This is a genomic window from Pseudorhizobium tarimense, from assembly GCF_022968135.1.
GTDB classification, from domain to species: domain Bacteria; phylum Pseudomonadota; class Alphaproteobacteria; order Rhizobiales; family Rhizobiaceae; genus Neorhizobium; species Neorhizobium tarimense.
The window spans coordinates 188,877-203,109 of the sequence record NZ_JALJRA010000004.1; the positions used below are offsets into that span (position 1 = coordinate 188,877).

At 62.0% G+C, this 14,233-nt stretch carries 11 protein-coding genes; 6 read left to right on the forward strand and 5 right to left on the reverse strand.

From position 1 onward, the window contains the following. Positions 1–18: 18 nt before the first annotated feature. From MUU54_RS06330 to MUU54_RS06345, 4 genes are all read right to left on the reverse strand, one after another. Positions 19–1,065, reverse strand: coding sequence for a TRAP transporter substrate-binding protein (locus MUU54_RS06330; RefSeq protein ID WP_247243180.1), 1,047 nt, complete (start codon positions 1,063–1,065; stop codon positions 19–21). A 102-nt stretch (positions 1,066–1,167) separates the two neighbouring features. Continuing rightward, positions 1,168–2,493: a TRAP transporter large permease gene (locus MUU54_RS06335; RefSeq protein WP_247243181.1), complete on the reverse strand. Its 1,326-nt coding sequence runs from the start codon at positions 2,491–2,493 to the stop codon at positions 1,168–1,170. Beyond that, positions 2,490–2,999: a TRAP transporter small permease subunit gene (locus MUU54_RS06340; RefSeq protein WP_247243182.1), complete on the reverse strand. Its 510-nt coding sequence runs from the start codon at positions 2,997–2,999 to the stop codon at positions 2,490–2,492. The genes MUU54_RS06335 and MUU54_RS06340 overlap by 4 nt, the downstream gene beginning before the upstream one ends. A 67-nt stretch (positions 3,000–3,066) precedes the next feature. Beyond that, the gene (locus tag MUU54_RS06345; RefSeq protein ID WP_376742063.1) at positions 3,067–3,861 is read right to left on the reverse strand and encodes an N-formylglutamate amidohydrolase; all 795 of its coding nucleotides are present in this window, start codon (positions 3,859–3,861) and stop codon (positions 3,067–3,069) included. Positions 3,862–4,025: 164 nt separating this feature from the next. Between MUU54_RS06345 and MUU54_RS06350 the strand changes: the two genes are divergently transcribed. From MUU54_RS06350 to MUU54_RS06370, 5 genes are all read left to right on the forward strand, one after another. After that, positions 4,026–4,913, forward strand: coding sequence for a MurR/RpiR family transcriptional regulator (locus tag MUU54_RS06350; RefSeq protein WP_247243183.1), 888 nt, complete (start codon positions 4,026–4,028; stop codon positions 4,911–4,913). A gap of 129 nt (positions 4,914–5,042) precedes the next feature. Next, a complete protein-coding gene (locus tag MUU54_RS06355; RefSeq protein ID WP_247243184.1) occupies positions 5,043–6,149 on the forward strand; it encodes an ABC transporter substrate-binding protein in 1,107 nt (368 codons plus the stop codon). A gap of 112 nt (positions 6,150–6,261) precedes the next feature. After that, positions 6,262–7,137, forward strand: coding sequence for an ABC transporter permease (locus MUU54_RS06360; RefSeq protein ID WP_247243185.1), 876 nt, complete (start codon positions 6,262–6,264; stop codon positions 7,135–7,137). Next, positions 7,134–7,925 carry an ABC transporter permease gene (locus MUU54_RS06365; protein WP_247243186.1) on the forward strand — a complete coding sequence of 264 codons (792 nt, stop codon included), beginning with the start codon at positions 7,134–7,136 and terminating at the stop codon, positions 7,923–7,925. Before MUU54_RS06360 ends, MUU54_RS06365 begins: the two co-directional genes overlap by 4 nt. A gap of 11 nt (positions 7,926–7,936) precedes the next feature. Beyond that, positions 7,937–8,992 carry an ABC transporter ATP-binding protein gene (locus tag MUU54_RS06370; protein WP_247243187.1) on the forward strand — a complete coding sequence of 352 codons (1,056 nt, stop codon included), beginning with the start codon at positions 7,937–7,939 and terminating at the stop codon, positions 8,990–8,992. Positions 8,993–9,004: 12 nt separating this feature from the next. Here the strand turns inward: MUU54_RS06370 and metH are convergent, their stop codons facing one another. Further along, complete coding sequence (gene metH, locus MUU54_RS06375; RefSeq protein WP_247243276.1) at positions 9,005–12,778, reverse strand: methionine synthase; 3,774 nt, start codon at positions 12,776–12,778, stop codon at positions 9,005–9,007. A gap of 152 nt (positions 12,779–12,930) precedes the next feature. Here metH and MUU54_RS06380 point away from each other — a divergent pair, with 152 nt between their 5' ends. After that, on the forward strand, positions 12,931–14,187 hold the full coding sequence (locus MUU54_RS06380; protein WP_247243188.1) for an AGE family epimerase/isomerase: 1,257 nt from the start codon (positions 12,931–12,933) through the stop codon (positions 14,185–14,187). The last annotated feature ends 46 nt before the right edge of the window (positions 14,188–14,233 follow it).

Sequence of the window (14,233 nt, forward strand, 5' to 3'; positions counted from 1 at the left end):
CCCGCCGCCCCTCATGACTCAGCTGTAGCGATAAGGCGGTCCCGCCTTCTCCATCGTCTCGCGATACTTCTTCAGGATCTCCACGACCTTAGCCGTGCGCGGGCTCGTCTGAGCAACCTCGTCCCAGAACTTCATGGCTTCCGCCTCCACCGTCTTCCACTCTTCTTCCGGAATGGTGGTCAGTTCGAGCTTTGTGCCTTCGACGCGCAGCTTCGCTTCCCCGCCCCAGTACCAGTGCTGCCGGTAGTAGTGCGACGAATCCATCGTCAGCTTGAACAACTCCTTCAGGTTGTCCGGCACCTCGTTCCAGCGGTCGGCATTGGCGAAGAACGAGCCGCACCAAGCACCGGAGATGTTGTTGGTGAGGAAGTACTTCGTCACGTCCGCCCAGCCGACCGTATAGTCTTCGGTGATGCCGGACCAGGCAATGCCGTCAATCTCCCCCGTCTGCATTGCCACCTGCACGTCTTCCCAGGGCAGCGTGACCGGAACGACGCCGAAGCGCGCCAGGAACTGCCCAGCAGTCGGGAAGGTGAAAATGCGAAGACCTTTCAGGTCTTCCAGGCTCTTCAGCGGCTTGTTGGTGGCGAAGTTGCAGGGATCCCAGGAACCAGCGGACAACCACTTCACGCCGACCTCGTTGTAGGCCTCTTCCCAGATTTCGTTCAGGCCGTACTGGTGAAACAGCGTCGGCACATCAAGGCTATAGCGCGAGGCGAAGGGGAAGTAGCCGCCGAACACCTTGATGTCGACGGGAGAGTTCATTGAATCATCGTCCGATTGCACCGCATCGATCGTGCCTGCCTGCATGGCGCGGAAGAGTTCGCCGGTCGGCACAAGCTGGTCGGCGGTATAGAGCTCGATCTCCATCTGTCCGTCGGCGATCTTGTTGAAGGAATCGATTGCCGGCTTGATGACGTGTTCGGCAAGCGCCGGACCCGCATAGGTCTGCAGCCGCCAGCGGATCGGTGCCTGGGCCTTCACGTAAGGGGCGGCCAGCATGGCCGGCCCGGCGGCGGCGGCGGTCAAGCCCGCCTTTTTCAGGAAGTCGCGTCTGTTCGTCATGTCTGTTCCCTCTGTTGCTGATTGATACAGTCACGCCGCACCGGCTCACCCGGTGCGAGATATGGCCCATTCATTCGGGCTCTTGTTCTTGGTGTCTTGAGTTCAGCCGCGCACATTGACGTGCTCCGGCAGCCAGAGTGCGATCTGCGGGAAGGCCATGATGATCGCAAGGCCGATCATCATGATGATCACGAAGGGCCAGACCGATCTGTAGATGTCGCCAAGCGATATCTGCGGCGGCGCCATCGCCCGCATCAGGAAGAGATTGTAGCCGAAGGGCGGCGTCATGTACGAGATCTGGCAGGTGATCGTGTAAAGCACGCCGTACCAGACGAGATCGAAACCGAGCTTGCCCACGAGCGGGATATAGAGCGGCGCCACGATGACGAGCATGGCCGTATCGTCGAGGAACATGCCCATCAAGATGAAGGACACCTGCATCATGATCAGGATCGTCCACGGCGACAGCTCCCACTCGTTGATCAGAAGCCCCTCGATCGCCCGCACGGCGCCCAGCCCGTCGAAGACTGCACCGAAGCAGAGGGCGGCCAGAATGATCCACATGAACATGCAGGTGATGCCGAGCGTCTGCTCAATCGTGCGGGTCAGGACGCCGTTGCCGAGACGGCGCTTGAAAGCGGCCACCACAAGCGCCGAGAGGGCGCCGACCGCAGAGCTTTCCACCAGGCTGGTATAGCCCATCAGGAAAAGCCCCATCATCAGGAAGAAGATCAGGAGCGGTAGAATGCCGGCGCGCAGGAGCTTCAGCTTATCCGCCAGCGGGATGTTGCGCTCCTCCTTTGGGAGCACCGGCCCAAGTGACGGATTGAAGTGGCAGCGGATAACGATGTAGATGACGAAGAGAGCGGCCAGCAGCAGGCCCGGGAAGGCTCCCGCCAGCCACAACTGCCCCACGGGCTGCCGCGCGATCATGCCGTAGAGCACCAGTACGACGCTTGGCGGCACGAGGATGCCGAGCGAACTGCCCGCCTGGATGACGCCGGTCACCATGGTCTTGTCGTAACCGCGCTTGAGCAGTTCCGGGAGCGCGATAGTGGCGCCGATCGCCATGCCGGCGACAGATAGGCCGTTCATCGCCGAGATGATCACCATCAGCCCGATCGTGCCGAGGGCAAGACCGCCGCGCAGCCCTCCCATCCAGACGTGGAAAGCCTTGTAGAGGTCTTCGGCGATGCCGGATTCCGACAGAAGGTAACCCATGAAGATAAAGAGCGGCAGCGTCAGCAGCGGATACCACTTCATCAGCTTCATCGCCGCCGAGAAGCCGAGTTCGAAGCCGCCGTTGCCCCACAGTACCGCTGCCGCGACCACGCCGACGAAGCCGATCACGGCAAAGACCCGCTGCCCCGTCAGCATGCTGAGCAGCATGGACGAGAACATGAAGAGAATGACCATCTCGGCGCTCATGCAAGCGGCCTTCCGAGTGCCACCGCAAGATCCTTGATCAAGATGGAGGTTGCCTGCAGCAGGGTCAGGAAGATGCCGATCACCATGATGATCTTGATCGGCGCCATATAGGGCGACCAGGACGAGTAGCTCGTCTCGTTGTACTGGAGGGCGTAAGAGGTACTGGAGATGCCGCCATAAAGCAGGAAGAACAGGTAAACGAACAGCATGAAGATGGTGACGACGTCGACGATTGCCTTCGTCCGGGGCGACCAGCGGCCATAGGCCAGGTCCATCCGGACATGCGAATCCAGCTGCAGCGAATAGGCCCCGCCGAGCAGGAAGTAGGCCGACATGACGAACTGTGCCATCTCCAGCGTCCAGAGCGACGGGAGGAAGAAGGTCTTGGAGATCGACGACCACAGCAGGATGCCCATCATCACGAAGATGAGGTACATGGTCACCCGGCCGACGCCGCGGTTGAAGCGGTCGACGATGCGGACATAGGTTTTCAGCGTCTCAGGCATCGGCAGGGCCCGACACGCCACTCACATGCGAAGACATCCTCTCATTCTCCCAGTCCGTTCCACCTCTTTACGCGCAGCCATTGTTGTTCTGTTTGGTCAGCGCACTGATGCTTTCCCTCAGAAGCTGGCTGAGGAAGTCCGCCGCAACGACCTGCCCTGCCTCGTCGGCGATGAGGTCGTTGCGGATCTCGATCATCACGTTCAAAAGTCCCGCCGGCAAGGCATGCAGCTCAAGTGTGTGGGTGACCCCATCGGCCGGGCCGTATGGCTCGTTGCGTTCCACACGGTAAAGATGCCTGCTTGCCGCAGCCAGCATGGCATCGGCCAGGCGACTGTCGCGGTCGTGCAGTATCCCGATTTCGACCTCTCTCTTGCGACCGAAATAGACCGGCGTGAAGGAATGTATGGTCACCAGCACCGTCTCGCGGCTATGCGCTCGCCGCACCGCGATCTCTTCGCGAATGCGCCCCTGGAACGGGAGGTAGAGCGACGACGTGCGCAGAGACCGCTCGGCATTGTTCAGGTTCTCATTGCCGGGAACGCGGAAGATCTCGCTGACGTCACGGATCGCAGCCGGCGATTCCGGCGGTCGGTTGCAGTCGTAGATGAGGCGGGAGAAGCGCTGATAGATCAGCGTGGCATCCAGCTGCCGCGCCATCAGTTGCGCCACTGCAAGCGCTCCGGGGTCCCAAGCGATGTGGGACGACAGGGCCTCTTCGGAGAGACCGAGCGTGCCATAGCGCTGCGGCAAGCGGCGGGACGCGTGCTCGCACACGAGTAGAACGTCTCCGGCTGCATCCGGATTGTCGACGGCGACGGCTTCGCCATCCGCCTTGCTCAACATCTCGGTCTGCGCCAGCACCACCAAAGTCGCCTCACCCCCTCGTTTCACGGAAGAGAATTCTTCATCTATGGCGGCACGTCAATGCAGTTCTGAAAATTTCTCTTCATTCTGCGCATTGACTCCGGAGGGGAAAGAACCTTTAAATCTTCTTCAACCGGCGAAGACCGGAGGGAACAGCTTCAGTGCCAACGACCGCACGCACCGTCTCGGATGCCATCCGCACACGTTACGACGATTTGACGCGTGCGGAACGCCAGTTGGCCGACAGGATTTTGGAGAACTATCCGGTGTCCGGCCTCGGGAGCATCACGGCCATTGCGGAGAATGCCGGTGTTTCGACGCCGACGGTGGCCCGCATGGTGCAGAAGCTCGGCTTCAAGGGCTACCCGGAGTTTCAGTCGCGTCTTCACCACGAGCTGGAAGAAACGATCTCCAATCCGATCGCCAAGCACGACCGCTGGGCGCTGAATGCGCCGGGCACCCACATCCTCAACCGGTTTGCCGACGCGATTACCGCCAATCTGCGCGAGACGCTGTCCGATCTCGATACCAAGACTTTCGAGGATGCCGCCGCCCTTCTCGGTGACCGCGACCGCAGCATCTATTTCGTCGGCGGGCGCATCACTTGCGCACTGGCGGAATACTTCTTCACCCACATGCAGGTGATCCGCCCGAAGACGACGCTGATCTCGACCAATTCCAGCTCCTGGCCGCAGCACGTGCTGAACATGAACCGGGGCGACGTGCTGGTGATCTTCGACATCCGCCGCTACGAGCAGGAGATGGCGACGCTGGCGGAGGTCGCCAAGTCAAGCGGAATCGTCATCATCCTCATGACCGATGTCTGGGGCTCGCCGGTTGCCCAGCATGCCCGCCATATCTTCCGCGTCCGCATCGAGGCGCCGAGCGCCTGGGACTCCTCGGTGGTTACCCTCTTCGTGGTGGAAGCGTTGATCGAGGCGGTTCAGAGTTGCGCCTGGGACAAGACGCGCCAACGCATGAATTCGCTTGAGGAACTGTTCGAGCGCTCGCGGCTCTTCAGGCGCCACAACCACCAGAAGCTGGAGTAACGGCGCCCACAGAACGGCGGATTTTCCCCGCTGCTAAATGAGCGCTACCTCACCTTCAACCCTTGTCACATACCGTACATGAACTGGTTCTACGAGCTTCGCCAACACGACCAACATCAGGAGGATATCGTGCTCAACAAGACCCACCGCCTGCTCTCCCTGACGACCGCGCTCGTCATCGCATCGGCAAGCTTTGCCGCTGCCGAACCGAGCGCGGAACTCGTCGAAGCTGCCAAGAAGGAAGGCATGCTGACGACCATCGCCCTGCCCCACAGCTGGTGCGGCTATGGCGACGTCATCGCCGGCTTCAAGGCCAAGTATCCGGAGATCCAGGTCAACGAGCTGAACCCGGACGCCGGCTCTGCCGACGAAGTCGAGGCGATCAAGGCCAACAAGGACAACAAGGGCCCACAGGCCCCCGACGTGGTCGACGTCGGCCTGGCCTTCGGTCCGCAGATGAAGGAAGAGGGCCTGCTGCAGCCCTACAAGGTTTCCACCTGGGATGAGATCCCCGACGACGTGAAGGACGCCGAAGGCTACTGGTACGGCGACTACTACGGCGTTCTGTCCTTCATCGTGAACAAGGACATGGTTGAAACGGTGCCGCAGGACTGGGCCGATCTGCTGAAGCCGGACTATGCCGGTCAGGTCGCACTCGCCGGTGATCCGCGCGCTTCCAACCAGGCGATCCTCGCTGTTCTCGCAGCTGGCCTCTCGAAGGGCGCAAAGTCCGGCGAAGAAGCCGGCGAGGCTGGGCTCGAATATTTCGCTGAGCTCAACAAGGCTGGCAACTTCGTTCCGGTCATCGCCAAGGCAGGCACCATCGCTCAAGGCGCAACGCCGATCTCCATTGCATGGGACTACAACGCACTGGCGTGGCGTGACGAGCTGAACGGCAACCCGCCGGTCGAAGTCGTCGTGCCGAAGACCGGCGTTCTCGCTGGCGTCTACGTTCAGGGCATCTCCGCCTACGCGCCGCACCCAAATGCCGCGAAGCTCTGGATGGAATACCTTTACTCCGACGAAGGCCAGAACCTGTGGCTGAAGGGCTATTGCCACCCGGCGCGCTTCAACGCCATGGCCAAGGCCGGCAAGATCCCGCAGGAACTGATGGACGCCCTGCCGCCGGCAGAAAGCTATGAAGCGGCCGTCTTCCCGACTGTGGAAGAGCAGAATGCCAACAAGGCTGCCGTCACCGGAGGCTGGGACAGCGTCGTCGGCGCGAACGTTCAGTAAGAACCCGACACAGCCCCGGACAGGACCTACCTGGCCGGGGCTTGCCATGTTCGACGACCCAGCCTTATTTTTGCCACAGACCGAAACGCGCCGACGAGGGGAAGCTGCCGCCATGAATCAAGCGCGACCTGCCCCCTGGCTGCGTCTCAACTTCACCTGGCTGGGGCTGATGCCCTTCGTCATCTTCGTTGGGCTGTTCCTGGTGCTGCCGACGATGCATATCGTCATCGGTGCCTTCCACACCCGCGACGGTAGTTTCACCCTCCAGAACCTCATCGATCTGAACAGCGGCACGATCCCGTCGAGCTACTGGATCTCGGTCAAAGTGTCCGTTGCCTCGGCAGCGCTCGGCTGCCTGATCGGCTTCGGCATGGCGGCAGCCGTGACATTCGGCGCCGTCCCTCGCTGGATCAGGTCGCCGTTGATGACCTTTTCCGGAGTCGCTTCGAACTTTGCTGGCGTGCCGCTAGCGTTCGCTTTCCTGGCGACCTTCGGACCTGTCGGCCTCGTTACGGTCATGCTGCGCCAGAACTTCGGCATTGTTCTGCAGCGCGACCTCGGGTTCAACATCCTGAGCTTCTGGGGGCTGACCATCACTTATCTGTTTTTCCAGATCCCCCTGATGATCCTCATCATCACCCCTGCCCTCGAAGGGCTGCGCCGCGAGTGGCGGGAAGCGGCCGAGGTACTCGGGGCAACGGGGCTGCAGTATTGGCGTATGGTCGCCCTGCCGATCCTCTTTCCCTCGCTGCTCGGCACTTTCGCCCTACTCTTCGCCAATTCCTTCGGCGCCGTCGCGACGGCGATCGCGCTCACCGGATCGAGCCTCAACATCGTGCCGATCCAGCTCTTTGCGCAGATCCGCGGGGATGTCCTCGGTAACCCTAACCTGGGTTATGCCATGGCCTTCGGCATGATCGTGGTGACCGCCATCGCCAACGTCGTCTACATCTGGCTGCGCATCCGCGCCGAGAGGTGGCTGAAATGAGCGTCTGGACCCGCATCGTCGGCTGGGCCGTCCTGATCTTCGGCCTGCTCTATTTCTTCGTGCCGCTCGGCGGTCTTTTTGAGTTTTCGCTGAAGGCGCGCCGCGGCGTCTACTCCTTCGATGCCTACCGCGAGGTCTTCGCCGACCCGCAATTCCAGGCAACCTTCAGCTATTCGGTGGTGATGGCGCTGGTGACGATCGTGATCGGCATCCTGATCGTCGTCCCGACCGCCTTCTGGGTGCGGCTGAAGATGCCCTGGGCTCGGCCATATGTCGAATTCGTCACGCTTCTGCCGCTGGTCATCCCCGCAATCGTCGTCGTGTTCGGCTATATCCGCCTGTACAACACGGCAAGCTGGTTGCCGTTGACCGGCTCTATCTTCGGCACCAACGCCCTTCTCGCCTTCGGATACACGATCCTGGCGCTGCCCTATATGTATCGCGCTGTAGATACCGGGCTCAGAACCATTGACGTCGCGACGCTCACGGAAGCCGCGCAGATCCTCGGCGCCGGCTGGTTCACGATCCTCCGCCGCGTCATTTTACCGAACGTCGTCCCCGCCGTTCTTTCAGGCGCCTTCCTCACCTTCGCAATCGTGATCGGCGAGTTCACGCTGGCGGCCCTCCTCGATCGTCCCGCTTTCGGCCCGTATCTCCAACGGATCGGCGCCAACAAGGCCTATGAGCCCTTCGCACTGTCCGTCATCGCCTTTGCCATCACCTGGGCCTGTCTCGCCCTCATCCAATTCGTTTCCCGTTTCAGCAAGGCCGCGCCGGCGCGCCACTAGGATTTCCGTTCATGTCGTTCCTGGTTCTCGATAACCTCCAGAAAAGCTTCGGCCCCGTTCAGGTGGTGAAAAACTTCAACATGTCGATCGAGAAGGGCGAGTTTGTCTCCTTTCTTGGCCCCTCCGGCTGCGGCAAGACCACGGTTCTCAGGATGATCGCGGGCTTCGAGGCACCGAGCGGCGGCACGATCAGCATCGACGGACGGGACCAGAGCCGCCTGAAGACCAACCAGCGCAATATCGGCATGGTCTTCCAGGCCTATGCGCTCTTTCCGAACATGAACGTCTTCGACAATGTCGCGTTTGGCCTGAAAGTCGCGGGTACACCTCGGGCGCAGATCGAGGCACGCGTCAAGGAGATGCTGGCGCTCATCCGACTGGAGCATCTTGCTGACCGTTACCCCTACCAGATGTCCGGCGGGCAGCAGCAGCGCGTGGCACTGGCACGGGCGCTAGCTCCAAAGCCCCAGCTCTTGCTGCTCGACGAACCGCTTTCCGCACTGGACGCTAAGATCCGCGTCTCGTTGCGCGAAGAAATCCGCCAGATCCAGCGCCAGCTCGGCATCACCACCGTTTTCGTGACGCATGATCAGGAGGAGGCTCTCTCGATCTCCGACCGCATCGTCGTGATGAACGCGGGCCGCGCCGACCAGATCGGCACGCCATCGCAGATCTACAACCGCCCCGCCACCCGCTTTGTCGCCTCCTTTGTCGGCACACTGAACATGCTGGACGCCACGGTGGTGGATCCGGCCCAGCAGACGGTGCAAGTAGGCGGCCAGGTGATCACGCTGAAGGAAAGGCTCGACGGCAAATCTGCGGGCGACCCGATCGTCCTGGCGCTTCGCCCGGAGGCGGGCTCACTCGGCGGCCCCGGCGATTCGACGCTCAAGGGCGACGTGCTGTCCTCAAGCTTCCTCGGTTCGGTCGTTCGAACCAAGATCTCGGTTGCCGGCAGCCCGGTGTCATTCGACACCTTCAACGCGCCGGATCTCGCCATGCCGAAGCCGGGCCAGACGGTTGACCTCCGCTTCTCTTCCGGAGACCTGCTGGTCGTCAGGGACTAGACGGATGAGCCGCTAGGCCGCCTCGTCCTCCGCGCTGCCCGGATTGACCGGCACGTAGTTCAGCACCGGACCGAGCCAGCGCTCGATCTCCTCAACCGGCATGTGCTTGCGCGCGGCATAGTCCTGCACCTGGTCCCGCTCCACCTTGGCGACGCCGAAATAGTAGGCTTCGGGGTGGCCAATATAGAGGCCGGCGACGGAGGAGCCGGGCCACATCGCGAAGCTCTCGGTCAGCTTCACGCCCGTGGCGGCTTCCGCGTCGAGGAGGCGGAACAGAGTATCCTTTTCCGTATGGTCCGGCTGGGCGGGATAGCCGGGTGCCGGGCGGATGCCTGCATATTCCTCGCCGATGAGCTGGTCGTTGGCGAGCGTTTCGTTTGATGCATAACCCCAGAATTCCTTGCGGACGCGCTGGTGCATCCGCTCGGCGAAGGCTTCGGCGAAGCGGTCGGCAAGTGCCTTGACGAGAATGGAGGAGTAGTCGTCGTTCGCCCGCTCGAAGCGTTCGGCGATCGCCACCTCCTCGATCCCTGCCGTGACGACGAAGCCACCGACATAGTCCCGCTTGCCGCTCTCCACGGGGGCGACGAAATCCGACAGTGCGACGTTCGGGCGCCCATCGCGCTTGGAGAGCTGCTGGCGAAGGGTGAAGAAGGTTGCCAGCTCTTCGGCACGAGCATCGTCCGTGAACAGGCGGATGTCGTCGCCCACCGCATTCGCCGGCCAGAAGCCGATCACCGCGCGCGGCCGGAACCACTTCTCCTTGATGATCTTCTCGACCATCGCCTCGGCGTCTGCATAAAGCTGCCGCGCCGCCTCTCCTTGAGCCTCGTCCTCCAGGATCGCGGGAAAGCGCCCCTTCAGTTCCCAGGTCTGGAAGAAGGGTGTCCAGTCGATGTAGGCGGCCAACTCCTCGAGATCGTAGTCGTCGAAGACCTTCGTGCCCGTGAAGCTCGGGGCGACCGGATTATAGTCCGCCCAGTCGATCTTGTGGGCATTGTCGCGGGCGCGGGCGAGCGGCAGGCGCTTCTTTTCCGCCTCGCTACGGGCATGCGCTGCGGCGACCTTGGCGTATTCGCCCCGCACCGTTTCCACATATCGTGCCTTCGCCTCGTTCGAAAGAAGCGAGGAGACGACGCCGACGGCGCGGCTGGCATCGGTGACATACACCGCCTGGCCTTGCTTGTAACGCGGATGGATCTTCACCGCCGTATGGACGCGGCTCGTCGTGGCGCCGCCGATCAGCAGTGGCACGTCGAAACCCTGCCGCTCCAGTTCCGAGGCAACATGCACCATCTCGTCGAGCGACGGCGTGATGAGACCAGAAAGGCCGATGATGTCGACCTTCTCTTCCTTGGCCACCTCGAGGATCCTCGTCGCCGGCACCATGACGCCGAGGTCGATGATCTCGTAGTTGTTGCAGGCAAGCACGACGCCGACGATGTTCTTGCCGATGTCGTGCACGTCGCCTTTCACCGTCGCCATCAGGATCTTACCGGCCGACTGCCGCTGATCACCGCCGTTCAGACGCTTCTCCTCTTCCATGTAGGGCAAGAGAACCGCCACCGCCTGCTTCATCACGCGGGCTGATTTCACGACCTGCGGCAGGAACATCTTGCCCGAGCCGAAAAGGTCGCCGACGACATTCATGCCGGCCATCAGCGGTCCCTCGATGACGTGCAGCGGGCGCTCCGCCTGCAGGCGAGCTTCTTCAGTGTCGGCGTCGATAAATTCGGTGATGCCGTTGACCAGTGCATGCTCCAGCCGCTTCTCGACCGACCATTCGCGCCACGAGAGATCCTGCGCCCTGCCCTCCTTCGCGCCTGTGCCACGGAAGCGCTCGGCTATCTCCAGCAGGCGCTCAGTCGAATCCGTGCGGCGGTTTAGGACGACGTCCTCGCACGCTTCGCGAAGTTCGGGATCGATCGTTTCATAGACCGCCAGCTGGCCGGCATTGACGATGCCCATGTCCATCCCCGCCTGGATGGCGTGGTAGAGGAAGACCGCATGCATCGCCTCTCGCACCGGCTCGTTGCCGCGGAAGGAGAAGGACAGGTTGGAAACGCCGCCCGAGATGTGCACGAGCGGCATGCGCTCGCGGATGGTGCGCGTCGCCTCTATGAAATCGACGCCGTAGTTGTCGTGCTCCTCAATCCCGGTCGCCACCGCAAAGATGTTCGGGTCGAAGATGATGTCTTCCGGCGGGAAATTCACCTTCTTCGTCAGGAGCTTGTAGGCGCGCTCGCAGATTTCGACCTTGCGCTCGTAGCTGTCCGCCTGCCCCTGCTCGTCGAAGGCCATGATGACGACGGCGGCACCGTAATTGCGCAAGAGACGCGCCTGCTCCAGGAACTTCTCCTCGCCCTCCTTTAGCGAGATGGAGTTCACCACCGCCTTGCCCTGCACGCATTTGAGCCCCGCCTCGATGATCTCGAACTTGGAGGAGTCGATCATTACCGGCACCTTGGCGATGTCCGGCTCGGCCGCCACGAGGTTCAGGAACTCGACCATGGCGCGGCCGGAATCGATCAGGCCCTCGTCCATGTTGATGTCGATGATCTGTGCGCCGTTTTCGACTTGGTCGCGCGCGACCACGAGTGCGGCGGCATAGTCACCGGCGGTGATTAGCTTGCGAAACTTGGCCGAACCGGTGACATTGGTCCTCTCGCCGACGTTGACGAAGGGGATGTCCTTCGTCAGCACGAAAGGCTCGAGCCCCGCAAGCGACATCAGTGGTTTGTGCTCCGGCACCTGCCGGGGTGCGTGCTCGGCAACGGCTTCCGCGATGGCGCGAATATGCTCGGGCGTGGAGCCGCAGCAGCCACCAATCACGTTGATCAAGCCTTCGTGGGCAAACTCCGCAACCTGCCGCGCCATATCGCCGGGGCTTTCGTCATACTGGCCGAACTCGTTGGGAAGGCCGGCGTTCGGATAAGCGCAGATGAAGGTGTCGGCGACGCCGGAAAGCTCCTGCAGGTGCGGCAGCATCGCGTCGGCGCCGAGTGCGCAATTAAGCCCAATAGTGAAGGGGTTTGCGTGGCGCACCGAATACCAGAAGGCGGAGGGCGTCTGGCCGGACAGGGTACGCCCCGACAGATCGGTGATCGTGCCGGAGATCATCACCGGCAGATGGATCCCCTTCTCTGCAAAACGCTCCTCGCAGGCAAAAATCGCCGCCTTTGCGTTCAGCGTATCAAAGATGGTCTCGATGAGGATAATGTCGGCACCGCCGTCGATCAGGCCGTCGATCTGTTCGGCATAGGCCAGCCGCAGGTCGTTGAATGTCACCGCCCGGTAACCGGGATTGTTGACGTCGGGCGAGATGGAGGCTGTTCGGTTGGTCGGGCCAAGCGCCCCGGCGACGAAGCGGCGCTTGCCGTCCTCCTTCTGCGCCCTCAAAGCCGCGCGGCGCGCAAGCCGGGCGCCATCGCGGTTCAGGTCGTAGACGGCGTTCTCCATCTGGTAATCGGCCTGCGCAATCCGGGTCGAGGAGAAGGTGTTGGTCTCAAGAATGTCCGCGCCCGCCATTGCGTAGCGGTAATGGATGTCCTCGATCGCCTGCGGCTGGGTCAGGATGAGCAGGTCGTTGTTCCCTTGCTGATGGCAGGCACAGCCGGCAAAGCGATCGCCGCGGAAATGGTCTTCGTTGAAGCCGAGCCCCTGGATCTGCGTGCCCATGGCGCCGTCGATGATCAGGATCCGCTCGCGGGCAGCGTTCTGCAGCGCGGCGAGCACTTCGGTTCCGTCACGTGGCGCAGCCACCGGGCCAAACAGCTCGTCGAACATAGACATCTCCCTTTCCGGTTTGCGCCATAAGCGCATAAACATATCTTTATGTCAAACAATAAGCGGACGGTGCGGTGCCAACAAACGCCATGACAGGTTCTCGCTGCCACGCTATAGGCCCAAGGCTAATCGTTGACTTCCGGAGGAGTTTCATGAGCGAGCAGGGTACTATGCCACGGACGTGGACCAAGCGGGACTACCACCGGCATTGGCTGCTTCGCCAGGCCGACGGCCTGATGGACTTCTTCCAGTACCGTGCGCTCAATCCGAAGGGCGGCTTCTTCGATCTGAACGACGAAGGCTCACCGCTTGTCAGCGACAATCCGGTGCGCGGCATCCACGCCTCCGCCCGCATGGTCCACTGCTTTTCGATCGCCTATTTGCTCGGCCACCCCGGGGCCGGAGAGGTCATCGATCATGGGATGCAGTACCTCTGGAACCAGCACCGCGACGATCAGAACGGCGGCTATGTCTGGTCCCTGAATGACGACGGCGCTGTCGACGTAACGAAGCAGGGTTATGGCCATGCTTTCGTGCTGCTCGCCGCCTCTTCCGCCAAAGTCGTCGGCCACCCGCTGGCGGACCGCATGCTGGCAGACATCACTGAAGTGCTGCAGGACCGCTTCTGGGAAGAGCGGCATGGCGCCATCGCGGAGGAGTTCGATCGCGACTGGTCGCCGATCGAGGGCGGCACCTATCGCGGCCAGAACTCCAACATGCATCTGACCGAGGCGCTAATGGCTGCCTTCGAAGTCACCGGCGAGCGGCATTATCTGGAGAAGGCGGAAAGCATCGCCGATCTTGTCATCCGCCGCTGCGCGGGAAGCGTCGGCTTCCGCGTCGCCGAGCATTTCGATGCCGATTGGAAGGTCGACCTTGACTACTACCACTCCAACGAGATGTTCCGTCCTGCAGGCACCACCCCCGGCCATTGGCTGGAATGGTCGCGCCTCCTTCTGCAGCTGTGGTCGCTGGGCGGGAAGCAGCATGCGTGGATGCCGGACGCGGCCAGGGCACTCTTCGTCCAAGCCATGTCACTGGGATGGGACAAGGATGCCGGCGGCTTCTTCTACACGCTTGACTGGGACGACAAGCCGGCCAAGCGAAATAAGCTGTGGTGGCCGATGTGCGAGGCAGCGGGTGCCGCACATTTCCTCAACGAGCACCTGCCGGCGGACGATTTCTTTGAAGACAGCTACCGCCTAGTCTGGAGCACCATCGCCAATCGCTTCATCGACCACCGGAATGGCGGCTGGCACGAGGAGCTGACGGAAGACATGGTGCCGGCGCACACCCTGTTCCCGGGTAAGGGCGACATCTACCACGCGCTGCAGGCGTGCCTCATCCCCCTCTTCCCGGCGACCGGCAGCCTCACGCGCGTTGTGCAGGAGGCGGACGGCAAGCTCTGACCGCCGGCGCGGCGAACACGGGAGGTCGATACCGTCCGCGAGCGGG